This is a genomic window from Synechococcus sp. BS56D (assembly GCF_004332405.1).
Lineage (GTDB): Bacteria > Cyanobacteriota > Cyanobacteriia > PCC-6307 > Cyanobiaceae > Synechococcus_C.
The window spans coordinates 217,017-242,383 of record NZ_PHQU01000004.1 but is presented as its reverse complement, the minus strand read 5'-3'; the positions used below and the strand labels follow the sequence as shown (position 1 = coordinate 242,383).

Sequence of the window (25,367 nt, the reverse complement as noted above, 5' to 3'; positions counted from 1 at the left end):
ACGCCGGCGCAAGGACCGCCGCCGTTGGTAGGGTCCGATTTATGACGCCGTTTTCGCCGCTCAACTGGTTCCGCTCGCCCGCTGCGCAGGCCCGATGCCGCACGGCCCTCTCGAGCCAGACCTCCCTGGACGCGGCCGTAAAACAGGTGGCGGATGAACTGGGCAGTGCTTCAGCTGATCTGGCGCTTGTCTTTGTGTCCAGTCATTTCGCCAGTGACCTCCCCCGTCTGCTGCCGCTGCTGAGGGAGCGTTTGAAGGCGGAACACTGGCTGGGCTGCACCGGGGGTGGAGTCGTCGGCACAGACCGAAGTGGCCAGGCCTCAGAGCTTGAGCGCAGTGCAGCCCTCAGCGTGACCCTGCTCAACCTGCCGGGGGCAATCCTCAAGCCTTTTGCCGTCACCACCGAGACACTGCCGGATCTCGATGGCCCCGCCGAGCGGTGGCAGGAATGGTTTGATCTCGACCCCGCGACCACGCGCTCAATGCTGCTGCTGGTGGATCCAGGCAGCAGTGGCATCAACGATCTCATCAGCGGTCGCGACTATGCCTATGCCGGGGCGGATTGCATCGGCGGCATCGCAGCGCCCCACAACGCTCCCCACGGCTCCCTGCTGATCGGTGACCAGGTTTGCAATGGAGCGATCGGGCTCGGCATCGGTGGTGATTGGACCCTCGAACCGGTGGTCGCCCAGGGCTGCCGGCCGATTGGGCCGGTGTTTGCCATTGAGCAGTCGCACCGCAATGTGCTCCTGCAGCTCAGTGCCAACAACACCAGTGCTAGCCCTGTGGACTGCCTACAGCGGGTGCTGGCCGGTCTCTCCGACGAGGAGCGGGAACAGGCCAAGGATTCCCTCTTCCTTGGTGTCGAACGTCGTGACTGGGTGGTCGGTCATCAAGACGACGCGGGGCCAGGCAGCGCCTTCCTGGTGCGCAATCTGATCGGCGTGGATCCCCGCAACGGCGCTGTTGCGGTAGCGGAGCGGGTGCGCCCCGGACAAAACGTGCAGTTTCAGCTGCGGGAAGCCAATGCCTCCCGCCAGGAGGCCAGTCAGCTGCTCTGCGCGGCCCGCGAACGCTGCGAGAGCGCTCCGCTCATGGGCCTACTTTTCGCCTGCCTGGGCCGCGGCAGCGGGCTCTTTGGCTGCGCCGACGGGGATGTCTCGATCGCCCGCAGCGTGATGGCCGATCTGCCCATCGCCGGCGCCTTCTGCAACGGCGAGATCGGTCCCCTCGGCGGCAGCACCCACCTCCACGGCTACACCGCCTGCTGGGGGCTTCTGCGACATGCCCCTCTCAACGTCTGATGCGTCAGCACGTCAATCCCCTCAGCCGGTTCTTCCAGCTGCCCCGTGAGCTGCCTGGTCCCACCGAGCTCTTCAACGATCCCCTGCAGCCGATTCACCTCGACATCGGTTGTGCCCGCGGTCGCTTCCTGCTCGATCTCGCCGCCGTGCAACCGCACTGGAATCATCTGGGCGTGGAGATTCGACGGCCCCTCGTGGACGCCGCCCAGCGCGAATGCCAACAGCTGGAGCTGGGCAACCTTCATTTCCTCTTCTGCAACGCCAACGTCAGCCTGGAGGGCTGGCTTGGCGCACTAGCGAGCGACCGCCTGCAGCGGGTCTCGATCCAGTTCCCCGACCCATGGTTCAAAAAGCGCCATCGCAAGCGACGGGTGCTGCAACCGTCGCTGCTGCTTGCCATCGCCGCGGCCCTCGCCCCCGGCCGGGAGTTGTTCCTGCAGAGCGATGTTCTCGAAGTGATTGAACCGATGGTGCAGCTCACGGAGCTGTCCGGGGTCTTCTCCAGGCCTCCAGAGGATGAAAGGCCCTGGCGCGGAGATAATCCCCTACCCGTCGCCACCGAACGGGAGCGCTACGTGCTCGCCCAGGACCTGCCGGTTTACCGGGCACTGTTCCGTCGCAACGATCGCCCACTGCCCGGGCGGGAGGCACTCGAAACCGCCTGGGAACGGGTCGATAATCCGGCAGACGACACCCCAGGCACCCCCGATGGCTGAGGCTGCGGCCCCGACTCCTCTGCTCCTGCGCTGGCAGGGCCTGCTTCCCAGCAGCTATGCCCTCAGGCAACGGCTGAGCACCTGGGCGGGTCTGATCCTGATCGCCCTGCTCGCGGGCCTACCCCTGATCAGCAGAACCGGCCTCGGCCTAGTGGTCCTGAGCGCCGGAGCGCTGTGGCTGCTCTGGGCCGCCTGCACCCCCTCCGGACGGATCGGCACCATCAGCGGCTGGTTGCTGCTCTTCCTGGGCATCGCAGTACTGGCCACGGGTCTCTCACCGGTGCCGATGGCTGCCGCCAAAGGATTGGCCAAACTGCTCAGCTATCTGGGCGTGTACGCCCTGATGCGACAGCTGCTGGCAAGCCAGCCGGCCTGGTGGGACCGACTCGTGGCTGCCCTGCTGGCCGGAGAACTGGTGAGCAGCGTGATCGCCCTGCGTCAGCTCTATGGCCCAACCGAAGAACTAGCCCGCTGGGCCGATCCCAATTCCGTGGCCGAAGGAACGATCCGCATCTACGGCCCCTTGGGCAATCCCAACCTGCTGGCTGGCTATCTGGTGCCAATCCTGCCGATCGCCGCTGTGGCCCTGATCCGCTGGCGCGGCTGGGGGCAGCGGCTCTTCGCCGCTTGCTGCCTCCTGCTGGGCAGCGCAGCCACCCTGTTCAGCTACAGCCGCGGTGGCTGGCTGGGCATGCTCGCTGCACTTGGGCTGTTCGTGCTGGTGCTGCTGCTGCGGGCGATCCGCGACTGGCCTGCCCTCTGGCGCAGGCTGCTGCCCCTGGCCCTGCTCGTGCTGGCCGGACTGGCCATCGCCATCGCCGCCACCCAGATCGAGCCAATCCGCACCCGGGTGGTGAGCCTGCTGGCCGGCCGTGGCGACAGCTCCAACAACTTCCGGATCAACGTCTGGCTCGCCGCAGTCGACATGATCCAAGACCGCCCCTGGATCGGCATTGGCCCTGGCAATGCCGCCTTCAACAGCATCTACCCCCTCTACCAACAACCCAAATTCAATGCCCTGAGCGCCTACTCGGTGCCCCTCGAGATCCTGGTTGAGACCGGTGTTCCCGGCCTGATCGCCTGCCTTGGCCTGGCCTGGAGCAGCCTGCAGCAGGGCCTGATCGGACTGCGGGAGCGCGGCAACCTCAGCCTGCCCCGCCTGGCGGCCCTGGCGGCCATCGCCGGCCTTTTGGTGCAGGGCGCCACCGACACGATCTTCTTCCGACCGGAGGTGCAGATCATCGGTTGGTTCTGTCTGGCGACCCTGGCGCAGCCCCTGACGGCGGAGCCCAGCGACCGATGAGTCCCCAGTTTGTGGCCGGCTTCGATGCAGGCCAAACCACCTGCCGCTGCCGGCTGTTGCGCTGGGACCCGACCAACCCCAGCGACGGCATCGACGAGCCAACGCTTGGAGATGGCGAGGGGTCTGGTGTCAGCCACCTTGATGCTGAACACGGTGAAGCCCGCTTCATCGCTGCCATCAACAGCAGCCTGACCGCCGCCAAGGCAGCGGCGGGTCTGCCGTCAACGGCAGCGCCGCTCGCCGCGGTGATCGGCGCCAGCGGCCTGGAGCAGGGAACCGCCCTGCAGGGGCGAGCCCAAGCACTGATGGCTGCAGCCCTTGGACTGCCGGCGGAGCATTGTCTGGCCACCGGTGATGAGCGCACCGCCCTGCACGGCGCCTTCCCGAATCGCCCAGGCATCGTGCTGATCAGTGGCACCGGCATGATCGCCGTCGGCAGGGATGACCAAGGCGTTGAGGCCCGCAGTGGTGGCTGGGGCTGGATGCTGGATGGAGGCGGCAGCGCCTTCGATCTTGGCCATCAAGGGCTGCAGCTGAGCCTGCGCATGGCCGATGGCCGCATGGCCGATGCCCCCTTGCGTCATCGGCTCTGGGATGCCCTGGGTTGCAACAGTGCGGCAGAGATCAAGGCCCTGGTGGTGCGACCGGAGCGAAGCGTGGCCGCTTTAGCCCAACTGGCACCGCTCGTGGTGGAGGCCGCCGGCCATGGGGATCACGACGCCCGCAGGATCGTGCAGCACTCGGCTCAGGCCCTGGCGGAAGCGGTTACGGCCGTGGCCACAACCCTGGCGCTCAGGGCTCCTGCGATCAGTCCCCGAGGCGGCGTGCTCAGTCACCTACCGCTGATGCGAGACCTTGTGGAGGACGCTCTCGGCGAACGCTTACCGGGCTGGCACTGGCAGCAGGGCGGTGGCGACGCCTGCACCGGAGCACTGGCCCTCGCGAAGGGGCTGCTCAGGCCGCGTTGAGATGGTGATCAGCCGCCTCAGCCAGGCGACTCGTCCAGTGCTCCACCACAGCCTGCTCCGCTGCCTCAACCATCACCCGCAGCAGGGGCTCCGTTCCGCTGGCCCGCACAAGCACCCGGCCCTGATCGGCCATGGCCGCCTCAGCCTCAAGCACCAGAGCCTGAAGCGGTGCACAGTCGGCCCAACCTTTGCGGCGCGTTCGGTCAGGAACGCGCACGTTCACCAGCTTCTGCGGATAGGCCTGGAAGCTCTGATCGAACCAATCAGCCAGGGTCAGCTGCCGGGCCTGACAAAGACTGGCGAGCTGTAAAGCGGTCAGCACCCCATCACCGGCCAGGCCATGGGCCGCGGAAAGGATGTGGCCCGACTGCTCTCCGCCGAGGGCCGCGCCCGTGCTGACCATGGCGGCATGGACGTGCTGGTCGCCCACCGGCGTGCGTTCAAGCACGCCACCCCGCGCCTGCCAGGCCCGTTCAAACCCGAGATTGGACATCACGGTGGCGACCAAACGCTGCTCCGGCAAGGCCTGGGCGTCCTGCAGGGCGGCACCCCAGAGAAAAAGCACATGGTCGCCATCGACCACTCGGCCTCTGCCATCCACCGCAAGCATGCGGTCAGCATCACCATCAAAGGCAAAACCCATGGCAGCCCCCTGCTGCAGCACGGCCTGGCGCAGGGGCTCCAGGTGCGTGGAGCCGCAATTCACATTGATCCGTGCTCCATCCGGCTCACCATGCAGCACGGTCAGCTCAGCGCCGAGGGCTGCAAACACATCCGCAGCGCAGGCGGTCGCCGATCCCCAGCAGAGATCCAGCACAATCGGCACCCCGTCCAAGCGCTGGCCGCCCACACTGTCCAGCAAGGAGTCCCGGTACTGAACCAGCAACTCCGGCCGATGGTGCGCCGCTGCGCAACTGAGCAGCCCATCGGCAGGCCCGGCATCCCGCTCACCACGCAGTCCGGCTTCGATCGCCTGCTGCAACTCCGCTCGCAGCTTGCTGCCATCGGCGCCAAACACCTTGATGCCGTTGTCGTGCGGGGGGTTATGGCTCGCCGAGACCATCAGGCCGCCTGCGGCACCGCAACGGCGAATCAGTCCGGGAACGGCGGGGGTGGCACAGAGTCCGAGGGTCCAAACCTCACGACCGGCGGCCGTCAGCCCGGCGGTGAGCGCGGCCACCACCATCGCTCCGCTGCTGCGGGAGTCCATCCCGATCAGCACTGGACCAGACTGCGGCAGCACCCGTCCACACCAGAAGCCCACCTGCAGCGCCAGGGCAGGGGTAATCGCGGAGCCAACCCGTCCCCTCAGACCATCGGTCCCGAAGCTGACCTGGGAGGGAGGGTGTGGCGTGCCCAAGGGCGGAACCGCGATCTCGTCCATGGGATCCAGGGAAGGCAACCAAGATTACGGGGCCCAGCCCATGCACTCAGCGCCAGCGCCGCGGCGCGACCAGCAGCCCCACCAGCTCGAGCATGGCCCAAACCGCCACGGCCACCACGACCCAACCGGGAAGCCACTGGAGGGGCCAGAGCCAGCGGAACCCCCAGACGAGCAGCAACAGCAACCAGGCGAGTCCGCAGCGGCGGCGCTGACCCTGTCCTGGGCGCGTCCAGCGCGGATCCTCTGCCATCGCCATCGGTCCCTGACTGCGCCCAGAATGCCAGCAGTCATCGCTTGTGGCGTGTCCGAGTCGTTCCCCCGCGGGCTGCTGCTGATCGGTGGCACGGCGATCGCCAGCCTTGCGGTGATCCTGGCGGGCCAGCCACTCCTGCAGCAGCTGCAGCTCAAGCTCACGCCCGAACTCGATGGAACCACCCTCTGGAACCAATACCGCTGGTCAAGCGATCCAGGTCAGCGCCGCCAGGCGGCACTGCTGCTCAGCACAACGGTGAACGACGCCAGCACCAGGCAACGACTGCTGGCTGGGCAGGGCTGGGGGCACTCCCCCCTGGCGGCAGTCACCCTGCAACGCCAGGCCCAAACCGCCGAACAGCGCCAGGCCTCAGAAGCAGCACAAGGGCTCTGGCGCGACTTGTTGCAGCGCTTTCCAGACAGCGCCGCCAGCGCCGATGCGCGCTATCACCTCAGCGCAACCAATCCAGCCCTCCAGCGGGAGCTGCGCCGACGCCAACCGACCCACCCCGCTGCTCTCGACAGCGCCGTCCGCGATGGCGAGGCGCTGCACCTGGCCCGCTGGGCCCCGAGGCATCCCGGCGCTGCAGCACTCCTGCGTCGGGCCTGCAACGCACCCTTGTCAGCGGCGACTGCCAATGAGCGCCAGTGGCTGGCCCGGGGCCTCGCAGAGCTGGGCGATGGCCCTGCGGCATTGCGCTGCCTGAACGGACAACCCCCTCAACCGATCACAGCGCTGGCTCTGGCACGGGCGCTGCTGCAGGGAGATGCCCAACAGCAACGGACTGCCGAAGCCATGCTCGTGCAGCTCAGCCAGATCCAGTCCACGCCAGCGCAGGGGTCGCAAGAGATCGACATCCCCCTGGCAGCGGCGGAACTCTTGAGCGCCCCCCTGAAACCGGATACCGCGCTGTTGGAGGCGATCCCCAAAGCAGTTCGCAATCGCTCCGCCGATGTGGCCGCTGCCGAGGTCCGTCTGGGTCGTCGCCGTGATGGGGCCGCGGTGCTGAGTCGCTGGCCCCAACATCCCGCCAGCTGGCAGTTGCAATGGGATCTTGCCCGGGAGGCTCTGCTGAAAAGGCAATGGCGACAGGCGGAAGATTGGCTCGGGCGCATTCCCTCCGATCAGCTGCCGGAACCTCTGGCAGCACGTCAGCAGTTCTGGCTGGGGCTAGCGATCGCTAAACAGGGACGCCCTCAGGCCGCAGCGGACATCTGGAAACGTCTGCTGGCGGAGCATCCTCCCGGCTTTTACACCTGGCGGGCGGAGCATCGGCTCAAAGGCACCCCCCTGCCAGCCCTGGATACAGCCACCAGTTCGGCCCCGGAGCTGGCCCCCTGGCAACCACTGCAGAGTGGCGACCAGGAGGTGGATGAGCTCTGGCGCCTGGGGCTTGTCAAGACCGCCCTTGAAACCTGGCAGAGCCGCCATCCCCAGCCGCCCACTGCCAAAGAAGGGGTGGTGGAGGGCCGCTTGCGGCTGGCCAACGGCGACAGCTGGAACGGCCTCGAGCGTCTCTGGCGTGCCAGCCTCCGCCTGGTGTCTGACGACTGCTCCACCCGCACCCTGGTGCATCGCAGTCAGCAGCCCCAGACCTTCCTCGACCACCTGTCGACTGCCGGCCAGGAGGCAAGCGTTCGCAGAGAGTTACTTCAAGCGATCGCCAAGCAGGAATCACGCTTCTCACCAGGGGTGGCCTCACCCGTGGGAGCGATCGGGCTGATGCAACTGATGCCGGAAACCGCGGCGGAGCTGGCCGGTGCCCCCCTCAGCGAGGCGGAACTGCAGGAGCCAAGCGCCAATGCCCGGCTCGGAGCGCGCTACCTGTCCCAGCTGCTCCGGCAGTGGCAAGGCAATGCCTGGCTGGCAATCGCCAGTTACAACGCAGGCCCAGGCGCCGCAGGCCGCTGGCGCAACGAAGAACTGACACGCGACCCGGAGCTCTGGGTTGAGCGGATCCCCTATCCAGAAACGCGGCTTTATACCAAGAAAGTGCTGGGGAATCTCTGGGCCTATCTCAAGCCGGCAGACCAGGGGTGTACAAGAAGCGAAGCGCTTCGGCCCCCAGGGGACTAATCGCAAATGGATTGGGCAGCACGTGGCCGAGCCACACCCCGCAGAGCACGATCACGGACATCCAGGCGGCCATCACAACCGGCGGTGGCACCACCTTGATGCGCGTGAGATCCAGGCGGGCCAACAAGACCGCCGAGGACAGGATCAGCACATCGGAGAGCAGGCTCAGCTGCAGCACATACAAGCCACCGGTGATCACCAGCAGGAGGGTGACCACAAGACTGATCACCCTGCTGGAGGCCATCAACATCGACACCTGCCGAAGCAGCAGATCGGGCATCGTGCAGACCACCACCACCACCAGAGCTTGAACCACCTCCACGGTCCAGAACAGCTGAGGGTCAATTCCCCGATCATTCATTAAGTCCTGCTGAAAGATGGTCCAGTGGTGACCAAGCAGGATCGCCACCACGAACAACACCAGCAACAGCGGCGCGCGGAACGGCAGGGCCAGGAAACGCAGCAGAGCCATCAGGAGAACATCAGGACTCGGGTCATCCGGCAGAGCGCCGCAACAGCCAGAAAGCCGCGCTCAAACTAGCAACGTTGACGCGGGAGTCCTGCCAGAGTGGCGAAGCGTCCATCGCTCGAGGCATGACCGGCAGCGCACCATCCGCCAGCCTCTCCGTCGGCCAGAAGGCCCTGCTTGTGATCGGTGCCATCGCACTGGCGCTGATCCTGTTTCTGCTTCGCAATGGCCTGAGCGTGGAGTCGCCGATGGATCAGCTGGCGCGACGTTCTCTGACCCCCGAGCAAGCGCTCAGCAATCAGAAGCCAACGATGCTCGAGTTCTACGCCGATTGGTGTGAAGCCTGTCGGGAAATGGCTCCAGCGATGCTGGAGACCGAACGCCGCACCAATGGCCGCATGAACGTGGTGCTGGTCAACATCGAGAACCCTCGCTGGCAAGACCTCATCGATCGCTACGAGGTCAATGGCATCCCTCAACTGAATCTGTTCGCCGCTGACGGGAGCCTGCGGGGCCGCTCTCTGGGGGTGCGTAGCGCTGCCCAGTTGGAGGCCATCAGCAACGCTCTGATCGACAACACGAAGCTCCCACAGCTGGCCGGCATCGGCAGCCTCTCGGCACTCACCGCCAGCGAAACGACAGCCAGCTCCCTGGTCAGCAGCCCCGGTCCGCGCAGCCATTCCTGAGGGCTGAGCCTTCATGAAGGGCGGCCATCCAGGCGCGAACCGGCCATGATCAGCCCACAACCGTTCACTCCGACCTGACGCCCGCCATGGATCCCCGCTTCCGGGTCGACCTGATTGCCGCGACACCCAACCCTCAGCAGTGTGTGTATGCCGGCATGCACCAGGACTACAGCGAAGGCTTCGTAGCCGCTGATCGGGAGCAATGGCCGGATGAAACGCGGGCCGGAGAAATCTGCGTCAAACGGCTCTTGGCGGGTGAGCGAGGCCATTACGGACCGCTCGAACATGCCCAGATCGTGCTCAACGTGGGCTGGTTCCCCCACTCGGTGATGCAACAGGCCCGCACCCACCGGGTGGGTGTGAGCTTCGACGTGCAGTCGATGCGCTACACCGGCGATCGCATCTGTAAAGCCGCCAACGGCGAGCTCCCCCTCGAGGAGGTGTTTTACCTCCGGCCGGTGGGGGATTACAGCGATCGTCAAGGCAAGAAGTATCACTACAGCGAAGATCTGCGCCGCCAGGATCTGGAGCTTTGCCAGCAGGCTGCTGCCCGCTATCGGGATCTTCTCCAGGCAGGCTTCGCGGAAGAACACGCGCGCGGGATCCTGCCCTTTGATTACCGCCAGCACTTCGTGGTGAGCTTCAGCCTGCGAGCTTTCCTGCACTTCATGGACCTCCGCGCCAAGCTCGATGCTCAGCAGGAGATCCGCGAACTGTGCGACCTGATGTGGCCGCACCTGCAGGAATGGGCCCCTGAATTCGCAGCCTGGTACGAAAAGAGTCGCCTCCATAAAGCCAGGCTGGCGCCCTGATCAGGTTGATCCCTGATCACACCTTCGCCAGCGTCACCCGTTCCGGTTGATGCTGGTATTTGCCTTGGCGGTCGCTGTAGGTGGTGTCGCAGGGATCACCTTCAAAGAAGAGAAGCTGACAGATGCCCTCATTGGCATAGATGCGGCAATCAGCACCGGAACTGTTGCTGAATTCCAGGGTGAGATGTCCCTCCCAGCTCGCTTCCGCCGGGGTGGTGTTCACGATGATTCCCAGGCGCGCATAGGTGCTCTTGCCAAGACAAATCACCGTGATGTTCGCGGGCACCTTCATCTTTTCGAGGGCCACACCAAGCCCGTAGGAATGGGCCGGGAGGATGAAGTAATCACCATCCTCATCGTGATGAAGCTCTGTGGGCTCCAGATTGGCCGGATTGAACCGCTTGGGATTCATCACCGTGCCCGGCACGTGCTTGAAGATCAGGAACTCCTGAGGTGACAGGCGCAGGTCGTAGCCATAGGACGAACAACCGAAACTGAGCACCGGGCGCTGCTTTTGATCCGGCTCTAGATGACGGACCAGCCCCGCCTGGAAGGGCTCAAGCATGCCGGCCTGAGCTTGTTCAGTAATCCAGCGATCGTTCTTGAGCATCAGAAGCCTCGACGCAGTTCAGTGACCTGATCGGCAAGCCCCATCAAGAACTCGGGGATGGAGGGTCCGGTGACAATCACGTCCACCGAGCCGGGGCGGCGCTCCAGAGTCGCACGCACCTCCTCCTCGCTGAGGTAGCCCAGGGCAATGGCCAGCCCCAGCTCATCAAGCACCAGCTGATCGAGCTCGCCAGCCAGTAGCTCACGTCGGCAGACCTGCCAGACCTGCTCCACCGCCTCCTGCACAGCCTGACCCTGGTCAACGGCAGGCCCATCGAGGCAAGTGGAGACAGCAGGCCTTAACCAGCCGAGCCGACCGCAGAGCGTCAGACGCCGCTCCGGGCCTTGGTCGACCCCTCCCTTCAGGAACTGCACAATCAGCACACGGCTGCCCAGACCGGCAGCACGCAACGCTTGGCTGAGCACATTGGAAAAACTGCCGCGGTAGGGGGCGGTATGCACCTGCAGCTGACCCTCGGCAGCCACCAGATGGAGGGGTGCCCGGGGCGGCACAGGGGGCAAAGGCCGTAGACCCGCTCGCTCCAGTGCCCGGTGATCCGCAGTGCGCGGATCGGCAGGGCGATGACTGGAGCTCAGGCTGGCGGTCATTGATTCCTCACACGGCCGGCATGCCGGCAGAAGCAAAATCTAGCGCCGGAGACGCAGCTCACAAGCCCCTGATACACCACTGATGGTGTTTGAGCGCCCCGCCTGCTGGTGACAGCCGCCCTGTCAGGCTCAATTGCAGCGCTTCTGCGGTTGATGACCAGCCACCAGCCCCCACTCCGTCACGACGGTCGCCATGCCGCCGCGCTGCGCCCCTTCGCGATCGAGTGGGATCCAATGGGCTTTGCCATCAGCTCCCTGATCGTGCGCACGGGCCGCACCGCCGTGCTCTGCAGCGTCAGCCATGAACAAGGTGTCCCGCGCTGGCGTCAGGGGGAAGGCAAGGGCTGGCTTAGTGCTGAATACAGGCTGCTTCCTGGCTCCACTCCCGAACGCCAGAACCGGGAGCTGCTCAAACTTTCGGGTCGCACTCAGGAGATCCAGCGCCTGATCGGCCGCAGCCTCAGGGCCTGCCTCGACATGGAAGCTCTGGGTGAAAACACGTTGCTGATCGATTGCGATGTGATCCAGGCCGATGCAGGCACGCGCACGGCCTCGATCACCGGCGCCTGGATTGCGCTTCAGCACGCCTGCAACCAACTCCTGACGAACGGGGTCATCACGCGTCAACCGGTCCGCCAGCAGGTGGCGGCCGTCTCCGTGGGTTTAGTGCAGGGAACCCCCCTGCTCGACTTGGACTACAGCGAGGACAGCCGGGCCGACGTGGACCTGAATGTGGTGATGGACGGCGAAGGGCGTCTGCTGGAGCTGCAGGGCACAGCGGAGGGAGCTCCGTTCAGTCGCAGCGCCCTCAACGGCCTCCTGGACCTTGCCGAACCAGGCCTGACGGAGTTGATGCAGCACCAACGCAGCGCCCTGCATCAACGCTGAATTTCGTGTGGGTTGCTACAAGGTGGAGCCAGGACCATCCGTAGCGTCCTGCCAACTGCAAAGTCGCCATGGTCGGAGCCACACGCGGCTTCAGCCGATATTCACCGCAGACCGCCTCCGTAACGGCCAGTGCCGGAGCGGGAGTCACCCTGGCGAACGCTCCTGCAGCCAACGCACGCACGCTGCTGGAAGTGATCCGAGATCTCGAGGGCGCGAGCACGGAGCTGGTGGAACGCGGCAAGACGATTTTCTTCCCCGGAGATCCCGCTGAACGGGTTTATCTGATCAGGCGCGGGGCGGTTCGCCTCTCCAGGGTCTACGAGTCCGGGGAGGAAATCACCGTGGCTCTGCTCAGGGAAAACAGCTTGTTCGGCGTGCTGTCCCTGTTGACCGGCCATCGCTCCGATCGCTTCTATCACTCCGTGGCCTTCACCCGCGTGGAGATGGTCACGGCACCAGCTGCCTCGGTGCGCCAGGCGATTGAAGCCGATACCGGTGTTGGCCTGCTGCTGCTGCAGGGTCTCTCGAGCCGGATCCTGCAAACCGAGACCATGATCGAAACCCTCACCCATCGCGACATGTCGTCCCGCCTGGTGAGTTTTCTTTTGGTGCTCTGCCGTGACTTCGGAGTGCCTGGCGATAAGGGAATCACCATTGACCTGCGCCTCTCGCACCAGTCGATCGCCGAGGCCATCGGCTCCACCCGGGTCACGATTACGCGCCTGCTCGGGGATCTGCGCAACTCTGGTCTGGTGGAGATCGACCGCAAGAAAATCACGGTGCTCGATCCAATCGCCCTGGCGAAACGCTTCAGCTGAGCGGGTCACGGGAGAAGATGGAGCCCGGACGGCCTCAGCTCGCCTTCCCTCGCCCTTGAATTCGTGACCGGCTGGCTGCTGATCCTCTCCCTGCTTGTGCTCGGTGGCGTGCTCGCCACCCTGGGCGATCGACTCGGCTCCAAGGTCGGGAAGGCCCGTCTCAGCCTGCTGGGCATGCGCCCCCGCCGCACCGCCGTGCTGATCACGGTGCTCACAGGGAGCCTGATCTCAGCGCTGTCCCTTGGGCTGATGCTGCTGGTGAGCCGCCAGCTGCGCGTGGGCCTCTTTGAACTGGATGCCTTGCAGAAGCGGCTGAATGACAGCCGCACGGCCCTTGAGAGCAGCCGCAGAGCCCAGAAGGAAGCAACCCGAGAACTGGCGCAAGCCCAGGAGCAACGGGAACGGACCCGACGGGATCTTGCGGAAGCGAAGGCAAAGGCAGAGACCTTGCGCCAAGCCTTGGTTCCCCTCAACAAGCAGCGGGAACGTCTGGAAGCAGAACGGACTCGCCTCAGTCGCGACGTGCAGGCTCGGGATGCGGAAATCCGACGCACCGAAGCGGAGCTGGCCAGCGTGCGGCAGCGCATCAGCAACGGTGAAGCGGAGCTGCGCCAACTCGAGAAAAACGTGCTCGCACTGCGGCAGGGGAACGTGGTGCTGAGCAGCGGCCAGCCCCTGGCCACCGCCACCCTGCGGCTCGACAACCCCAGACAGGCGAAACAGGTAATTGATCAGCTGCTGCGGGAAGCGAACCTGCAGGCCTACCAGCAGGTCCTCCCAGGGGTAAAACCCGATCGACAGATCCTGCTGGTGCCTCGCAGCGACATCGAACGACTTGAAAAAACCATCCGCCAACCGGGCACCTGGGTGGTGAATGTGCGCTCGGCAGCGAATGTTCTTCTGGGCGAAAAGGTGGTGTACGCCTTCCCAGAAGCTCGTCCGAACACCCGCATCGTGAAAACCGGCGACGTGCTGGCCCGCACCTCCCTCGAACGCCAGGAAACTGACGGGGAAGCCGTACGCAATCGGCTCAACCTCCTGCTCGCCTCCGCCCTGGCGGAGGTCCAGCGCCGGGGATCCCTCAGTCAGGGACTTCAGTTTGACGCGACAGCCCTGAACAGCCTTGGCAAACAGCTCCTGAGCCGAGCACCATCCCGCGTTGAGCTTGAGGTCGTGGCCCTGCGCAGCAGCGACACCGCAGACCCGATCGTCGTGGAGCTGCGCCCCATCAATGGGGTGCGCCCAGGCCAGGTCTCAGGCCCCACCTAAATGGCACGGCTCCTGGCCATCGACCCTGGCCGCAGCAAATGCGGCCTGGTGCTCTGCGACAAGGAACGCCACCAGGTGATTGCATCAGGCGTGTATCCCATCGACACAGTGCTCGATCAGATCCAGCACTGGAGCAGCAGCAGTCCGATCGATCAGGTCCTTCTTGGCAATGGCACCGGCAGCAGCCTCTGGCGTGAACGTTTGCAGGAGCAACTTCAGCTGGAGCCTGAGCTCATGGACGAGCGGGGCACCACCCTGCGAGCGAGAGAGCGTTATTGGCAGCTATGGCCACCGCAAGGCTGGAGACGCTTGCTGCCTCGCGGGCTCGACCTGCCTCCTGTGGAGCTGGATGCCATTGCTGCTCTGGTGTTGCTCGAAGACCACCTTGGCCGGCCCCTGGAATGGGCCTGCCCTCCACCGATTCAAAATCGCGCCCGAACGGTGAAGGTGTAATCGCCGCCAGGCTCGAGGTGATAGTCAGCCTTGACCAGAAATCGCTGGAGGGCGTCCTGGATCAAGGCCCTGCCGAGGGATGGCTCCACCGTCAGCTCGCCGCGATCAAAGGCCCAGCAGAACTGCCAAGCAAATCCGCCAGCTTGCACCTCCCCCTCCAAACATTGGTCCTGAAAGCTCTGACGCAACACCCTGAGATGGGCCGTTGTCACAGGCAGCGGACTCATGCGTCCGTCTCCGCGAGCTGGAGACCATTGAGCTGATTACCAGCCCGCTCCAGGCCCTGACGCTGGATCAAATCGAGCCCCTTGAGCACCGCATCAAGAACGGTCTCCAGGAGCGGCTGTTCTTCTTTGCTGAAGCTGCCCAACACATGCGACACCGTGCGGGCGCGCCGCTCCTCGGGGGTACGACCAGGGGCACCGATGCCGATCTTCAAGCGGGCGAAATCCTGGGTGCCCAGATGCTGAATCGTGCTGCGCAGCCCGTTATGACCACCAGCACTGCCCTTGGCCCGCAGCCGCAGTCTTCCCAAAGGCAGATCCATGTCGTCGACGACCACCAGCAACTGGTTCACGTCTAGATCGAACCAATCGAGGGCGGCACGGATCGCCCGACCGCTGTCGTTCATGAAGGTCTGCGGCATCAGCAGGCGCAGACGCTCGGCCCCAAGGCCAAGCTCAGCCAGCTCCCCATGCAACTTGGGCATGGAACGGAAGCGAGTGCCTTCGCGGCGAGTCATGGCCTCGAGGGCCATGAAGCCAACATTGTGACGCGTGCCCGCGTAGCGATCTCCGGGGTTTCCGAGACCGACGACGAGGCGCAATTGGCCCCGATCCATCAGAGCTCAGGATTGGAGGCCTTGATGTCGGGAGAGGCGCTGTCAGCAGAGGCGCTATCCACTGAGGCGGTGCTAGGGATCGCCTTCACATCGTTCACTTCCCCAGGTTCAGGCAGGCCAGCTTCAGGCAGCTCTGGCTCAGCCATCGCCTTGTTGATCTCGCGCTCGAATTCCTTGGAAGCAGACTGAAAACCCTTCAAGGTTTTCCCCAGGGTCCGCCCCAGCTCCGGCAGGCGCTTGGGCCCAAACACAAGCAGGGCCACAGCACCAATGACGGCCATCTCAGGAAGGCCGATGCCGAAGACATTCATGGGCTTTCCTCAGCCGAGGCCGTTCCAGTTGACGTTGATGCCCTCGAGGATCAGGGACTTGTTGTACAGCTGCAGGATCACCAGCAGGAAGACCAGGAACAGGGCCATGAACACGCCCATCACAGGAGTGGTTCCCCAGCCGGGCACCACCTTGCCGTACTCAGAGTTGAGGGGACGGAGGAGATCTCCCAGACGAGTGCGTTGAGCCATGGCGGGCTTGGTCTCGGGTGAGGTTCAGTCTCGATACTGTAGGGGCCACGGTCCTGATCGGGCCGAACCTGTCGAGAGATGTGATGGAAACCTCCTCCCCGGCCCTTTCCGTGGCGATCGCCGTGCTGGCCGTATTGCTCGGGCTGACCGGGTTCGGCGTCTACACAGCCTTTGGACCTCCCTCAAAGCAGCTGGACGATCCCTTCGACGATCACGACGACTGAAGCCCGCTCAGGGGTCGGAACGGCGGAGCTCAAGATCCACAAGCGCTCCCGGCCTGACTGAGATGGCTTCACCCCATTCGCCATCTCCATCGCTGGCACCACAGGATCGAACACTCCAGCCGGCGTCTTGCGGCAGCTTCCACTGCTGGCGGCGACCACCGGGGTTGTGGACCTGAAGACGCACAGAACCCTCTGGGGCTTCGCTGGTGAGGGCAATCGGCACCAACCCCGGCGGAAGGCCCGGCAACAGACGTTGGTCTCCTGCTGTAGTCGCTTTGCCCCACCAACCGGTTTCACGAAAGGCGAGGGCCGCCTGGGGAACGGCGCCTCGCTCCCAGCCCTCCGGAACCGGCATGAGCGCAAGCCGTTGGCGATGCCAGCCCTGATCCGCCGAGGGATCCGGCCAGGTAGGGCCGCGCAGCAGGGAAACGCCAAGCCGATCCGGCACCAGGTCCACCCCCTGCGGACCATCCAGCAACACCGCGAGCCCCCCTGCTGGAGCTGCCGCCTGGCTAGCTAGCCAGGAGATCACCGGCACCTCCCAACGGGCCTGCTCCCTGGCGGTCTGAGCCAAAGCCGGCCGTTCAAGAACCCCGCCGCTGGTGTCCGCAGCCCAGCGCACGGCTTCGGTGGCCAGGGGAAGCTCCAGGCGCAGCAGCTCATGGGTCTGACACCAGTCAATGCTGCATGTGATCTCAATCCAAGGGTGATCGGCACGGAGCTGCAGATCCACTCGGATCCGACTCGCACCGGCGTTACAGCGCCACAGGCAACGGGCCAGCAGCGGCCCCGATTCGACGAGTTGAGGCGCATCAAGCGGCCCTTCGAGAGGCAGGGGGTGCTCCCGGTAGTCAGCAGCCAGATCCCAGGCATCCCAAAACTCGCCGTGATCACCAAAACGGCGGAACTCCAGCGGGGCGGACAGCTGCGGAGCTCCAGCAGCATCCCTGAGCTGACGAAGTCCAGAGGCATCGATCTCGGCGGAGACCAAGCCGTTGCCGATCCGCCAGCCACCCCCTGGGAGGGTGGTCACTTGCACAGCGCCCCGCACTGGCGGTTGTGTGAAGACAGCAGCCTGTTGGAACGGCACGTGCTCGAGCGCAACCGCCGCGACCCCCTCCTGGCAGGGCAGCTGCACCCAGCTGCCACCGGTGGGCGCATCCTGAACAGCCAACGCCTGACCGGCATGGGTCCAGTGCCCCCGGGGCAGGCGCAGCAGGGGTGACCAGCACGCCAGCGGCTGCAAACCAACCCAGCACCAGCGGTTCTCTCCCGAAGCAAGCCCGAGCAAGTCGCGTAATCCCTGATTGCGCTGGCGCAGGGCCTGCCGCCGCGAAGCCCGCCAGACGGGTTCAGCCTGCTCAAACACCTCCGGAATCGACGTTCCAGGAAGGATGTCGTGAAATTGCTGAAACAGAAGCGGTCGCCAGTCAGTAGCAGCGGGGGCACCGGCACCAGCTCGAGCACTTAACCCTGCGCTCAGCAATGCAGCCACCAGATCCGCCTCTCTGAGCAGCCGCTCCAGGCTGCGGTTGTGGCGCTTCTGATCCGGACGGCTGGTGGGGCAGCCCCGGTGAAGTTCCAGATACAACTCATCCCGCCAGACCGGCAGGCTCTCGATGTGAGCCTCCAACCCCTGCAGGTAGTCACGGAGACTGCCTGGCCGCCGGACCGAGACCTGGGGATGCCCCTCCCAAAGCTGCAACTGCTCGAGCATTTCAGCGGTGGGACCGCCACCGTGGTCACCCACCCCTGGAATCCAGAGGGCCTGGTCTAACGCTGTGGCCGCTTCGAAGGCACGCTGTTCCGCCTGAATGGCCCCAGGGTCCCCATCGGTGCCGATCGGCGGCAACATCAACGCCAGCACCTCAGCCGCACCCCTGCTTCGCCAGCGAAACAGGCGATGGGGGAAGGGGTTAGAGGCATTCCAGGCCAGTTTGTGCGTACAGAACCACCGCACCCCCTCCATGGCCGCAATCGCCGGCAGGCCGGCAGCAAAGCCGAAACTGTCGGGAAGCCAGGCCAGCTCATGGCGCCAATCGGGGAACGCTCGATGGCTGTAGGCCTGGCCCAATGCGAATTGGCGGCGCAGCGACGCCGTGCCAATCAGCACGCAGTCGGTCTCGACCCAGGGGCCATTGATCGGTTCCCAGCGGCCAGCCGAACTGGCGGCTTGGATCCTGGCGAATAAAGCCGGACGAAAGCGTTCAAGCCATGCATAGAGGGCAGGGGTGGAGTGGGCGAAATGCAGATCAGGGAATCGCTCCATCAAGGCAAGAGCGGAGCGGAAGGTGCGCTCTGCGGCCTCCCAGGTGTCGGCCACCGGCCAGAGCCAGGCCAGATCAAGATGGGCATGACCAAACCAGTGCACCTGGCCGGCGGCAGGAGCGAGCCGCCTCAACGCATCCGCCACCGCCTCAGCCGCGGCGTCCTGCAGAGGATCCAGATCCAGACATGACTCCGGCAACCCTGTCTCGGCCTCTTCCTCAGGCCCTGCCGGAGAGACCGCGAGCGCTAAATCCAGGGCCTGAGGCAGCAACAGCCATTCCGCCCCATCGGCTGCGGACGGCGTCTCTGGCTCAAGAACGATGGCACTGCTGATCAGGGCACCGTCGTCGTGGAGAGGGCTGCGCAGTTCCAGCTCCAGAACGATCGGCCTGCCGCTCAACCAGACCGAGGGCATCGACCAGCGACAGCGGGTATCGAAGAGGTCGCCCTCATGGACGAGCTGACCGTCCACCCAGATGCGCACGGCATCAGCCCACCAGCTCAAGACCAGACGCGCCTGGGCTCCCGTGCAATTCCGCCAGGCAGGCGGGCAGCGGATCTCCTGTCGCAGTCGCCTCCAAACTCCACCTCTCGGCCAGACGAGCAACCCCCGCTGCACCCAGTCGGGACGGTGCTCACGCCCCCATGGATCCTCCAGAGCAGGTCCCCGTTCTGGGGCGTCGCTGCGCAGCCAGTGACCGATCAGATCCAGACGCGAGCGGCTTCGAAACGTTTCAATCCACCCCAATCGCCGGGCCTGGAGCTGGGTTTGCATCGTGATCACCAAACATTGCCCCATAGGATGATGGCGCTGTCCCAGACGCCGGTCGGTCTCCATGCTTGCCCTCAAGATCTCCGTTTACTCGGTCGTCTTCTTCTTCCTCGGGATCTTCGTGTTCGGCTTCCTGGCGAGCGATCCCAGCCGCACCCCCAGCCGCAAGGACCTCGAAGACTGAATCCAGAGGCGGCTGACCGCGCGTTCAGTCACGCCAGACACTGGACAACATCTGCAGAGTTGAGCCTGCTGCGCGTGGCAAGATCAGCGGCCACAGCAGCAGCAGCGCTTGCCGGCTCGCAACGTCACATCCGGTCATTCCGACCTGCTGGCCAGGCGCTTCTACTCGCTTGTGCTCCTGGGCTCCCTGATCAGCCCGATCTCGCCAGCGGCGGCAGAGACGCCTGCGCCTGCTGAAAGCAAGTCTGCCGGCAGCACAAAAGACTCGGAGCAACAGCCCCGTCCACCGCTGGAGATCAAGCTCAAGGCTGATCAACAGAGCTACGACTCGCGCAGAAACCTATTCATCGCCGAGGGCAACGTACGGGCGGTCCTCAACGGCGGGGTCCTGCAGGCTGACCGCATCGAGTTCGACAGCAACTTCAACACACTGTTCGCCCGTGGCAGCGTTCGTTATCGCAAGGGTGCGCAGTATTTCCAGGCCAGCACGCTTCGCTTCAGCCTGATCCAGGGGGAGGGCGAGCTGGAAGACGTGTACGGCGTCCTGGATCTCGACAGCGCCGCCATCGATCTCAACCCCTACGGAGGCGGAGCCAACCCCAAGCCTGAGGAGAAGCCCACGGATCCATCAACTGGCACGTCGCGCCTCCTGCCGGTCATTGAAAGCAGCGGTCTGGGGTTCCCCACAGCCCTCGGCATCGAATTGGAGGCAAGCACCGCCGAGCGGATCAGCCCCCAGGGTGACGGCAGCGGCTTTTGGGACGTGGAACTCCCGCCGGCACCGGAATGGCAGGTGCCCGATGCGCCACAACCCAACAACAAGCCCGCCGATGCAGGGATGGCCTGCCCGCCAGTGCTGCCCCCGGTCCCCCCCTGGCATCCCCATCCCTGGGCTGTGACGGCCTGGGGTGGGCAGATGATCGATTCCAACTTCGGCGATACCTTCCTCTTCAACGGAAGGATGCGACCGGAATACCTACTCGGCCTGAGTATTCAGAAGCGCATCTGGCGGGCAGGCCCCCTATCGCTGGAACTGGAGGCCGACCTGTTTGGCCACCACGCCTACAGCCAGCAAGGCGGCCAATTCAACCAATCAGTGCCCTATGCCGACACGCCTGATCAGACCTTTGCTGAAGGGATCCTCGGCCTAGGGGCGCGACTCTGGCTGCAACCCTGGCTGAGCTTCGGATTTGTCGAGGGCATCAGCTACAACACCTCCGTCAGCAACTACGAGCGCACCTACCGGGAAAACTACGCGCAGCTGCTCAATTACCTGGCCTTTGAACTCGAGGCCGCCGTCTCTCCCGAGCTCTCAGTGGTAGGCAGGATCCACCACCGCTCCGGCGCCTTCGGCACCTACAGCGGTGTCAGGGAGGGCAGCAACGCTTATCTAGTCGGGGTGCGCTACCGCTGGGGCCAGGATCCTGCAGCGCCGAAGCAGGAGGTGGTCCCACCACCCCTGGGCTGTCCCGACCCTGACCGCGCCAGTCGCGTGCCACCGCAGAGCCTGAACGAGCTGCTGGATGACATCACCTTGGGCAACCCAACCCCAACCGCTGCCCCGCCACCTGTCACCCGTCTGGCTCAGAGCGAGACCTCCAAGCTGTCCCTTTCAGAACAAGAAGCAGAGAGGGCCAGAGCGATCGCAGCCATCGACCAGCGCATCAGCAGCATCCAGTTCCAACAAGCGCTCACGGTCGACCGGCGGGTCGGAGTTGCAAGTTCCGTTCGTAATAGCGACATCGAGGAAGAGAACACCTTTGGAGCCATCCAACCGACACAGCTCCAAAGAGTTGGCCGTACCCAGCTGGTCACCGGCGAGATCAGTCGCTGGCGCATTCAGGCGGCACGGGTCCGCGTGACCCCAGAAGGGTGGCAAGCCGATCGGATGGGTTTCAGTAATGACCCGTTCACACCAGCCCAGACCCGCATCGATGCAGACAACGTCATTGCCAGGGAACAGCCCAATGGCGACATCGTGATCCAAAGCGATCGCAACCGTTTGATTGTCGAGGAACGGCTCCCGATTCCAGTGAGCCGCACTCAACGCATTCAGAAGGAGGAGGAGATTGAGAATCGCTGGGTGTTCGGCATCGACAATGAAGACCGTGATGGATTCTTCATCGGCAGAAACCTCAAGCCGATCGAACTCAGCAGTGACTACACCCTGAGCCTGCAACCGCAGTTTCTGGTGCAGCGGGCTATTGATGGCCAGACCAACAGCTACGTGGCACCGGGCTCCTCCGTCGACAGCGGCGATGTGACTCAGCCCACCACCATCGGCGATTTGTTTGGACTGGAAGCCGAGCTGAATGGCCAGCTCTGGGGTTGGGACACCACGGTCAACGCCGACATCAGCACCTTCAGCCCTCAGAACATCGCCAATGGCAGTCGCTATTGGGGAAGCATCAAAAACAACTTCACGCTTCCTTGGATCGGGGAATTCACCACCCGCTTCTTCGGCGCCTATCGCTACCGGACCTGGAACGGTTCCTTAGGCGAAACCGATGTTTATTCGGCGTTCGGCGGCTTCGCCGAACAGAAGGGCAACGTGAACTGGGGCAAACTCAGCAATTCCTATCTGTGGCGAATCGGGCTTGGCAATTACCAGGCCGAAGACTTCGAGAGCACCAACCTGAGCGAACTCTGGAGGGCAAATTTCTACGGCTCCTTCAACAGCAGCTATCCGCTCTGGCGCGGCAAAACAGCTCCCCTTACTCCTGAAGGGGCCTATCGCTACTCACCAGTAGCGATTGTGCCTGGCCTCACCTTCAATACCAACGTCAACACCCTGCTGGCGGCATACGGCAACGGCACATCTCAGAACACGATCAGTCTGTCGGGAGGCCCGACCCTCACCCTGGGCACCTTCAGCAAACCCTTCCTCGACTACACCCAGCTGTCGGTCAGCGGCGGCGGCACGCTCAAGCAGGGAAGCAGCCCATTCGACTTTGACCAGGCCATCGATCTGGGCACTCTTGGGATTGGCATCACCCAGCAGATCGCAGGACCACTGCTCCTGAACATGGGCGTGGCTCTCAACGTGGATCCAGCCTCAGAGTTTTACGGCGACGTGATCAACTCCAACATCGAGTTGCGCTGGCAGCGGCGCAGCTATGACTTCGGCTTCTACTACAACCCCTACGAAGGAATCGGTGGCTTCCGCTTCCGTCTCAATGACTTCAATTTCACCGGCACTGGTGTGCCCTTCATCCCTTACACCCCGCGCAACCTGCCGAACACGTTGGAAACCAGACCCTTCTGAACATCAGTCGGGCCCACCTCCATAAATCAGATGGCTACCGGTGAGATCGGAGCCGGCAAACTGCATGCCATTCGTTTGCACCCCCGGTGCATAGGCATTGATCACAACCGCGTTGCGCAGATCGGCATGGCGAAGATCCGTGCCGGAGAGCTCGGCATTGGTCAGCATCGCCCCACGCAGATCAGCCCCGTCGAGGCGCGCACCACTGAGATCAGCTCCCTCGAGGTTGGCATCCGCGAGCTGGGCAGCGCGCAGATCGGCATCACGGAGATCAACACCGATCAGATGAGCACCGCGCAGATCAGCACCACGCAGATCACAGGCTCGGCAAGCACCAACGGTGAGTAACTGCTCGATGGGCGCCATGAACGGCTGCACCTGGAGAGGCACCACGCTCTCGCTGCGCAAGGGTGCAACAGCGGTCAGGCCCAGGGTGAAGGCCCCCGCCAGGACAGATGCTGAGGCTGAAATGGAGGCCATAGACGGAAGACTCCTCTCCTTCCGTCATAGACACTCAGGCAAGTGTCCGCAGCCCCAGGCTCATCCCCGCGTGCTCAGAGGGGATGAAAACCGTTGAGATACGGCAACCGTTGCAGCGTTGCGTTCAGCTCCGCCTCCCTAGCCACAAGCTGGGACGTGGCATCCCAACGACCGCTCAGCAGCATCTCCCGCGCTCCTGGATCCAGGCGCACCTCCCAGTCGCCCGCCCGCTCGTTCTGACAACGGCCGCGCTCCAGATCAAGGGACCATTCGAGCGTTGGGTCAGCTTCAACCGCTGCCTGCAAGCGCACCACCTCATCAGGTGTTGCCGTTGCACAGGGAATGCCCAAAGCGAGGCAGTTGCCGTAAAAGATCTCAGCAAAACTGACACCGATCACAGCACGAATCCCCCAACGCATCAGTGCCTGAGGCGCATGTTCTCGGCTGGAGCCACAACCAAAATTGCCGTTAACCACAAGGATCCTTGCCCCGACATGTTCGGGCTGATCAAAGGGGTGAGCACCAGCGAGTTCCTGACGATCGTCCGCGAACACCTGATCGCCAAGCGCTTCGAAACTCACACATTTGAGATAGCGAGCGGGGATGATTCGGTCGGTATCAATGTCATCGCCCCGCAGGGTGAAGGCACGCCCATGCACTTGGGTGATCATGCCCTGGGGGAAGGCGCCTGACTGGGTCATGGACAGCGTCGGGTGGAGAACTCGGGGAAGAAACGAAATGAGACTTAACTCAGCCGGAGACGGCGTCCGTTGCCACCAGGCTGCGGACATCCGTAACGGTGCCGGTCACCGCAGCCGCGGCCACCATCGCCGGGCTCATCAGCAGCGTGCGCCCACTGGCAGAGCCCTGGCGCCCTTTGAAGTTGCGGTTGCTGGAGCTTGCACTGATCTGCCGCCCCTCCAGGCGGTCAGGATTCATGGCCAGACACATGGAGCAGCCGGGCTCTCTCCATTCAAAACCAGCTGCACGGAAGACCGCATCAAGCCCCTCCGCTTCCGCCGCCCGAGCCACCTGCTCTGATCCAGGCACCACAAACGCCTTGATGCCTTCAGCCACATGGCGTCCACGGGCCACAGCAGCCGCAGCCTTCAGATCGCTGAGACGACCATTGGTGCAGCTGCCGATGAAGCAGACATCAATCGGCACTCCGGCAATCGCCTGACCTGGAGCCAGATCCATGTAGCGGTAGGCCTCCTCCGCAATCGGTCGGTCCGATGGCTGAAGCTCATCAGGGGTCGGCACCGCTTCATCCACACCGATGCCCTGGCCAGGGGTGATCCCCCAAGTCACCGTGGGCGCAATCGCAGCCGCGTCGAAGCGCACCTCATCATCAAAGCTGGCGTCTTGATCGGAAGCGAGTGAGCGCCACCAGGTCACAGCACGCTCCCAGGCATCACCGCTGGGTGCCGCTGGCCGACCGGCGAGGTAATCGAATGTCACCTGATCGGGATTCACGTAGCCACAGCGGGCACCTCCCTCGATCGCCATATTGCAGAGCGTCATGCGCTCTTCCATAGAGAGCGCATCGATCGCTGGACCAGCGAACTCATAGGCATGGCCCACACCGGCCTTCACACCCAACGTGCGGATCACATGCAGGATCAGATCCTTGGCAAACACGCCTGGACTGAGCTGATTGTCGACCCAGATGCGTCGCACCTTCAGCTTGTTCATCGCCAAGCTCTGACTGGCGAGAACATCGCGGACCTGACTGGTGCCGATCCCGAAAGCGATCGCACCGAAGGCGCCATGGGTGGAGGTGTGGGAATCGCCGCAAGCCACGGTCATGCCGGGTTGGGTCAAACCCAACTCGGGAGCGATCACATGCACGATGCCCTGACGGCCGCTGCCGAGGCCATGCAGGGTGATGTCATGCCGCGCGCAGTTGCGCTCAAGCGTGCTGAGCATCTCTTCAGCCAGGGGATCGGCGAACGGACGCGCCTGGCTTGTGGTTGGCACGATGTGATCCACCGTGGCAACCGTGCGCTCAGGACAGCGCACGGCGAGATCCTTGTCGTCCAACGCCGCAAAAGCCTGCGGGCTGGTGACTTCATGGATCAAATGCAGACCGATGAAGAGCTGAGTGGATCCACCGGGAAGCTCCGCCACCCGGTGCAACTCCCAGACCTTGTCGTAAAGCGTGCCGCTGCTCATGCCCGCCAAATGATCAGCGCA

The 25,367-nt window shown here is 64.2% G+C and carries 27 protein-coding genes; 14 read left to right on the top strand and 13 right to left on the bottom strand.

The window, feature by feature from the left end:
- Positions 1-41 precede the first annotated feature (41 nt).
- The 4 genes from CWE17_RS07710 to CWE17_RS07695 are packed head-to-tail and all read left to right on the top strand — an operon-like array spanning position 42 to position 4,291.
- Positions 42-1,304 carry an FIST N-terminal domain-containing protein gene (locus tag CWE17_RS07710; protein WP_131455904.1) on the top strand — a complete coding sequence of 421 codons (1,263 nt, stop codon included), beginning with the start codon at positions 42-44 and terminating at the stop codon, positions 1,302-1,304.
- Positions 1,304-2,020 carry a tRNA (guanosine(46)-N7)-methyltransferase TrmB gene (gene trmB, locus CWE17_RS07705; RefSeq protein WP_131455902.1) on the top strand — a complete coding sequence of 239 codons (717 nt, stop codon included), beginning with the start codon at positions 1,304-1,306 and terminating at the stop codon, positions 2,018-2,020. Before CWE17_RS07710 ends, trmB begins: the two co-directional genes overlap by 1 nt.
- On the top strand, positions 2,013-3,323 hold the full coding sequence (locus CWE17_RS07700; protein ID WP_131455900.1) for an IctB family putative bicarbonate transporter: 1,311 nt from the start codon (positions 2,013-2,015) through the stop codon (positions 3,321-3,323). The genes trmB and CWE17_RS07700 overlap by 8 nt, the downstream gene beginning before the upstream one ends.
- On the top strand, positions 3,320-4,291 hold the full coding sequence (locus tag CWE17_RS07695) for a BadF/BadG/BcrA/BcrD ATPase family protein (protein WP_131455898.1): 972 nt from the start codon (positions 3,320-3,322) through the stop codon (positions 4,289-4,291). Before CWE17_RS07700 ends, CWE17_RS07695 begins: the two co-directional genes overlap by 4 nt.
- Here the strand turns inward: CWE17_RS07695 and glmM are convergent.
- Together glmM and CWE17_RS07685 are read right to left on the bottom strand one after the other, a co-directional pair.
- Positions 4,278-5,675: a phosphoglucosamine mutase gene (gene glmM, locus CWE17_RS07690; RefSeq protein WP_131455896.1), complete on the bottom strand. Its 1,398-nt coding sequence runs from the start codon at positions 5,673-5,675 to the stop codon at positions 4,278-4,280. The genes CWE17_RS07695 and glmM overlap by 14 nt on opposite strands.
- 46 nt (positions 5,676-5,721) lie before the next feature.
- Complete coding sequence (locus tag CWE17_RS07685; RefSeq protein ID WP_131456009.1) at positions 5,722-5,925, bottom strand: hypothetical protein; 204 nt, start codon at positions 5,923-5,925, stop codon at positions 5,722-5,724.
- Positions 5,926-5,976: 51 nt separating this feature from the next.
- On the opposite strand from CWE17_RS07685, the gene CWE17_RS07680 reads away from it, so the two are divergent.
- A complete protein-coding gene (locus CWE17_RS07680; RefSeq protein ID WP_370318288.1) occupies positions 5,977-8,004 on the top strand; it encodes a transglycosylase SLT domain-containing protein in 2,028 nt (675 codons plus the stop codon).
- On the opposite strand, the gene CWE17_RS07675 is transcribed toward CWE17_RS07680, so the two are convergent.
- The gene (locus tag CWE17_RS07675) at positions 7,946-8,476 is read right to left on the bottom strand and encodes a hypothetical protein (RefSeq protein ID WP_131455892.1); all 531 of its coding nucleotides are present in this window, start codon (positions 8,474-8,476) and stop codon (positions 7,946-7,948) included. The genes CWE17_RS07680 and CWE17_RS07675 overlap by 59 nt on opposite strands.
- A 122-nt stretch (positions 8,477-8,598) precedes the next feature.
- Between CWE17_RS07675 and CWE17_RS07670 the strand changes: the two genes are divergently transcribed.
- On the top strand, positions 8,599-9,159 hold the full coding sequence (locus tag CWE17_RS07670) for a thioredoxin domain-containing protein (RefSeq protein ID WP_131455890.1): 561 nt from the start codon (positions 8,599-8,601) through the stop codon (positions 9,157-9,159).
- An 86-nt stretch (positions 9,160-9,245) separates the two neighbouring features.
- Positions 9,246-9,971, top strand: coding sequence for an FAD-dependent thymidylate synthase (thyX, locus tag CWE17_RS07665; protein ID WP_131455888.1), 726 nt, complete (start codon positions 9,246-9,248; stop codon positions 9,969-9,971).
- A gap of 16 nt (positions 9,972-9,987) precedes the next feature.
- On the opposite strand, the gene dcd is transcribed toward thyX, so the two are convergent.
- Both dcd and CWE17_RS07655 read right to left on the bottom strand, forming a co-directional pair.
- Entirely contained in the window at positions 9,988-10,581 is a 594-nt protein-coding gene (dcd, locus tag CWE17_RS07660; RefSeq protein ID WP_130128322.1) for a dCTP deaminase, read from the bottom strand.
- Complete coding sequence (locus CWE17_RS07655; RefSeq protein WP_131455886.1) at positions 10,581-11,189, bottom strand: cob(I)yrinic acid a,c-diamide adenosyltransferase; 609 nt, start codon at positions 11,187-11,189, stop codon at positions 10,581-10,583. Before CWE17_RS07655 ends, dcd begins: the two co-directional genes overlap by 1 nt.
- A 153-nt stretch (positions 11,190-11,342) precedes the next feature.
- Here CWE17_RS07655 and rph point away from each other — a divergent pair, with 153 nt between their 5' ends.
- From rph to CWE17_RS07635, 4 genes are all read left to right on the top strand, one after another.
- Positions 11,343-12,077 carry a ribonuclease PH gene (gene rph, locus CWE17_RS07650; protein ID WP_131455884.1) on the top strand — a complete coding sequence of 245 codons (735 nt, stop codon included), beginning with the start codon at positions 11,343-11,345 and terminating at the stop codon, positions 12,075-12,077.
- 68 nt (positions 12,078-12,145) lie between these two features.
- Positions 12,146-12,895, top strand: a complete 750-nt coding sequence (ntcA, locus tag CWE17_RS07645) for a global nitrogen regulator NtcA (protein WP_131455882.1) — start codon at positions 12,146-12,148, stop codon at positions 12,893-12,895.
- A 63-nt stretch (positions 12,896-12,958) separates the two neighbouring features.
- Positions 12,959-14,164 carry a DUF3084 domain-containing protein gene (locus CWE17_RS07640; RefSeq protein WP_131455880.1) on the top strand — a complete coding sequence of 402 codons (1,206 nt, stop codon included), beginning with the start codon at positions 12,959-12,961 and terminating at the stop codon, positions 14,162-14,164.
- Positions 14,165-14,617, top strand: a complete 453-nt coding sequence (locus tag CWE17_RS07635; RefSeq protein WP_131455878.1) for a pre-16S rRNA-processing nuclease YqgF — start codon at positions 14,165-14,167, stop codon at positions 14,615-14,617.
- Here the strand turns inward: CWE17_RS07635 and CWE17_RS07630 are convergent.
- Genes CWE17_RS07630 through psbH form a run of 4 tightly spaced genes read right to left on the bottom strand, consistent with a single transcriptional unit; the run spans position 14,587 to position 15,979 of the window.
- Complete coding sequence (locus CWE17_RS07630; RefSeq protein ID WP_131455877.1) at positions 14,587-14,844, bottom strand: DUF3146 family protein; 258 nt, start codon at positions 14,842-14,844, stop codon at positions 14,587-14,589. The two genes, CWE17_RS07635 and CWE17_RS07630, sit on opposite strands and share 31 nt — an antisense overlap.
- Positions 14,841-15,458 carry an aminoacyl-tRNA hydrolase gene (gene pth / locus CWE17_RS07625; protein ID WP_131455875.1) on the bottom strand — a complete coding sequence of 206 codons (618 nt, stop codon included), beginning with the start codon at positions 15,456-15,458 and terminating at the stop codon, positions 14,841-14,843. The genes CWE17_RS07630 and pth overlap by 4 nt, the downstream gene beginning before the upstream one ends.
- Positions 15,458-15,769 (bottom strand): TatA/E family twin arginine-targeting protein translocase, encoded by a 312-nt coding sequence (locus tag CWE17_RS07620; protein WP_131455873.1) that lies wholly within the window; start codon positions 15,767-15,769, stop codon positions 15,458-15,460. Before CWE17_RS07620 ends, pth begins: the two co-directional genes overlap by 1 nt.
- A 9-nt stretch (positions 15,770-15,778) precedes the next feature.
- Entirely contained in the window at positions 15,779-15,979 is a 201-nt protein-coding gene (gene psbH / locus CWE17_RS07615; protein ID WP_131455871.1) for a photosystem II reaction center phosphoprotein PsbH, read from the bottom strand.
- Between the two features lie 83 nt (positions 15,980-16,062).
- Here psbH and psbN point away from each other — a divergent pair, with 83 nt between their 5' ends.
- Positions 16,063-16,203 carry a photosystem II reaction center protein PsbN gene (psbN, locus tag CWE17_RS07610; RefSeq protein ID WP_131455869.1) on the top strand — a complete coding sequence of 47 codons (141 nt, stop codon included), beginning with the start codon at positions 16,063-16,065 and terminating at the stop codon, positions 16,201-16,203.
- A gap of 7 nt (positions 16,204-16,210) precedes the next feature.
- On the opposite strand, the gene CWE17_RS07605 is transcribed toward psbN, so the two are convergent.
- The gene (locus CWE17_RS07605; protein ID WP_131455867.1) at positions 16,211-19,246 is read right to left on the bottom strand and encodes a glycoside hydrolase family 38 C-terminal domain-containing protein; all 3,036 of its coding nucleotides are present in this window, start codon (positions 19,244-19,246) and stop codon (positions 16,211-16,213) included.
- A gap of 61 nt (positions 19,247-19,307) precedes the next feature.
- Between CWE17_RS07605 and CWE17_RS07600 the strand changes: the two genes are divergently transcribed.
- Positions 19,308-19,427 carry a photosystem II reaction center protein I gene (locus tag CWE17_RS07600; protein WP_006042333.1) on the top strand — a complete coding sequence of 40 codons (120 nt, stop codon included), beginning with the start codon at positions 19,308-19,310 and terminating at the stop codon, positions 19,425-19,427.
- A gap of 171 nt (positions 19,428-19,598) precedes the next feature.
- Positions 19,599-22,691: a DUF3769 domain-containing protein gene (locus CWE17_RS07595; protein WP_370318293.1), complete on the top strand. Its 3,093-nt coding sequence runs from the start codon at positions 19,599-19,601 to the stop codon at positions 22,689-22,691.
- A 3-nt stretch (positions 22,692-22,694) separates the two neighbouring features.
- Here CWE17_RS07595 and CWE17_RS07590 read toward each other — a convergent pair whose 3' ends face one another.
- The 3 genes from CWE17_RS07590 to leuC form a co-directional block, all read right to left on the bottom strand.
- Positions 22,695-23,171 (bottom strand): pentapeptide repeat-containing protein, encoded by a 477-nt coding sequence (locus CWE17_RS07590; protein WP_131455863.1) that lies wholly within the window; start codon positions 23,169-23,171, stop codon positions 22,695-22,697.
- Between the two features lie 74 nt (positions 23,172-23,245).
- The gene (locus CWE17_RS07585; RefSeq protein ID WP_131455860.1) at positions 23,246-23,872 is read right to left on the bottom strand and encodes a 3-isopropylmalate dehydratase small subunit 2; all 627 of its coding nucleotides are present in this window, start codon (positions 23,870-23,872) and stop codon (positions 23,246-23,248) included.
- 49 nt (positions 23,873-23,921) lie between these two features.
- Complete coding sequence (gene leuC, locus CWE17_RS07580; protein ID WP_131455858.1) at positions 23,922-25,346, bottom strand: 3-isopropylmalate dehydratase large subunit; 1,425 nt, start codon at positions 25,344-25,346, stop codon at positions 23,922-23,924.
- Positions 25,347-25,367: the final 21 nt, after the last annotated feature.

What these genes read in the sequence shown, in the direction of transcription:
- CWE17_RS07710 (WP_131455904.1), top strand. Translation starts at nt 42, where the DNA reads ATGACGCCGTTTTCGCCGCTCAACTGGTTCCGCTCGCCCGCTGCGCAG.
- trmB (WP_131455902.1), top strand. Translation starts at nt 1,304, where the DNA reads ATGCGTCAGCACGTCAATCCCCTCAGCCGGTTCTTCCAGCTGCCCCGT.
- CWE17_RS07700 (WP_131455900.1), top strand. Translation starts at nt 2,013, where the DNA reads ATGGCTGAGGCTGCGGCCCCGACTCCTCTGCTCCTGCGCTGGCAGGGC.
- CWE17_RS07695 (WP_131455898.1), top strand. Translation starts at nt 3,320, where the DNA reads ATGAGTCCCCAGTTTGTGGCCGGCTTCGATGCAGGCCAAACCACCTGC.
- glmM (WP_131455896.1), bottom strand. Translation starts at nt 5,675, where the DNA reads ATGGACGAGATCGCGGTTCCGCCCTTGGGCACGCCACACCCTCCCTCC.
- CWE17_RS07685 (WP_131456009.1), bottom strand. Translation starts at nt 5,925, where the DNA reads ATGGCAGAGGATCCGCGCTGGACGCGCCCAGGACAGGGTCAGCGCCGC.
- CWE17_RS07675 (WP_131455892.1), bottom strand. Translation starts at nt 8,476, where the DNA reads ATGGCTCTGCTGCGTTTCCTGGCCCTGCCGTTCCGCGCGCCGCTGTTG.
- CWE17_RS07670 (WP_131455890.1), top strand. Translation starts at nt 8,599, where the DNA reads ATGACCGGCAGCGCACCATCCGCCAGCCTCTCCGTCGGCCAGAAGGCC.
- thyX (WP_131455888.1), top strand. Translation starts at nt 9,246, where the DNA reads ATGGATCCCCGCTTCCGGGTCGACCTGATTGCCGCGACACCCAACCCT.
- dcd (WP_130128322.1), bottom strand. Translation starts at nt 10,581, where the DNA reads ATGCTCAAGAACGATCGCTGGATTACTGAACAAGCTCAGGCCGGCATG.
- CWE17_RS07655 (WP_131455886.1), bottom strand. Translation starts at nt 11,189, where the DNA reads ATGACCGCCAGCCTGAGCTCCAGTCATCGCCCTGCCGATCCGCGCACT.
- rph (WP_131455884.1), top strand. Translation starts at nt 11,343, where the DNA reads ATGACCAGCCACCAGCCCCCACTCCGTCACGACGGTCGCCATGCCGCC.
- ntcA (WP_131455882.1), top strand. Translation starts at nt 12,146, where the DNA reads ATGGTCGGAGCCACACGCGGCTTCAGCCGATATTCACCGCAGACCGCC.
- CWE17_RS07635 (WP_131455878.1), top strand. Translation starts at nt 14,165, where the DNA reads ATGGCACGGCTCCTGGCCATCGACCCTGGCCGCAGCAAATGCGGCCTG.
- CWE17_RS07630 (WP_131455877.1), bottom strand. Translation starts at nt 14,844, where the DNA reads ATGAGTCCGCTGCCTGTGACAACGGCCCATCTCAGGGTGTTGCGTCAG.
- pth (WP_131455875.1), bottom strand. Translation starts at nt 15,458, where the DNA reads ATGGATCGGGGCCAATTGCGCCTCGTCGTCGGTCTCGGAAACCCCGGA.
- CWE17_RS07620 (WP_131455873.1), bottom strand. Translation starts at nt 15,769, where the DNA reads ATGAATGTCTTCGGCATCGGCCTTCCTGAGATGGCCGTCATTGGTGCT.
- psbH (WP_131455871.1), bottom strand. Translation starts at nt 15,979, where the DNA reads ATGGCTCAACGCACTCGTCTGGGAGATCTCCTCCGTCCCCTCAACTCT.
- psbN (WP_131455869.1), top strand. Translation starts at nt 16,063, where the DNA reads ATGGAAACCTCCTCCCCGGCCCTTTCCGTGGCGATCGCCGTGCTGGCC.
- CWE17_RS07605 (WP_131455867.1), bottom strand. Translation starts at nt 19,246, where the DNA reads ATGCAAACCCAGCTCCAGGCCCGGCGATTGGGGTGGATTGAAACGTTT.
- CWE17_RS07600 (WP_006042333.1), top strand. Translation starts at nt 19,308, where the DNA reads ATGCTTGCCCTCAAGATCTCCGTTTACTCGGTCGTCTTCTTCTTCCTC.
- CWE17_RS07590 (WP_131455863.1), bottom strand. Translation starts at nt 23,171, where the DNA reads ATGGCCTCCATTTCAGCCTCAGCATCTGTCCTGGCGGGGGCCTTCACC.
- CWE17_RS07585 (WP_131455860.1), bottom strand. Translation starts at nt 23,872, where the DNA reads ATGACCCAGTCAGGCGCCTTCCCCCAGGGCATGATCACCCAAGTGCAT.
- leuC (WP_131455858.1), bottom strand. Translation starts at nt 25,346, where the DNA reads ATGAGCAGCGGCACGCTTTACGACAAGGTCTGGGAGTTGCACCGGGTG.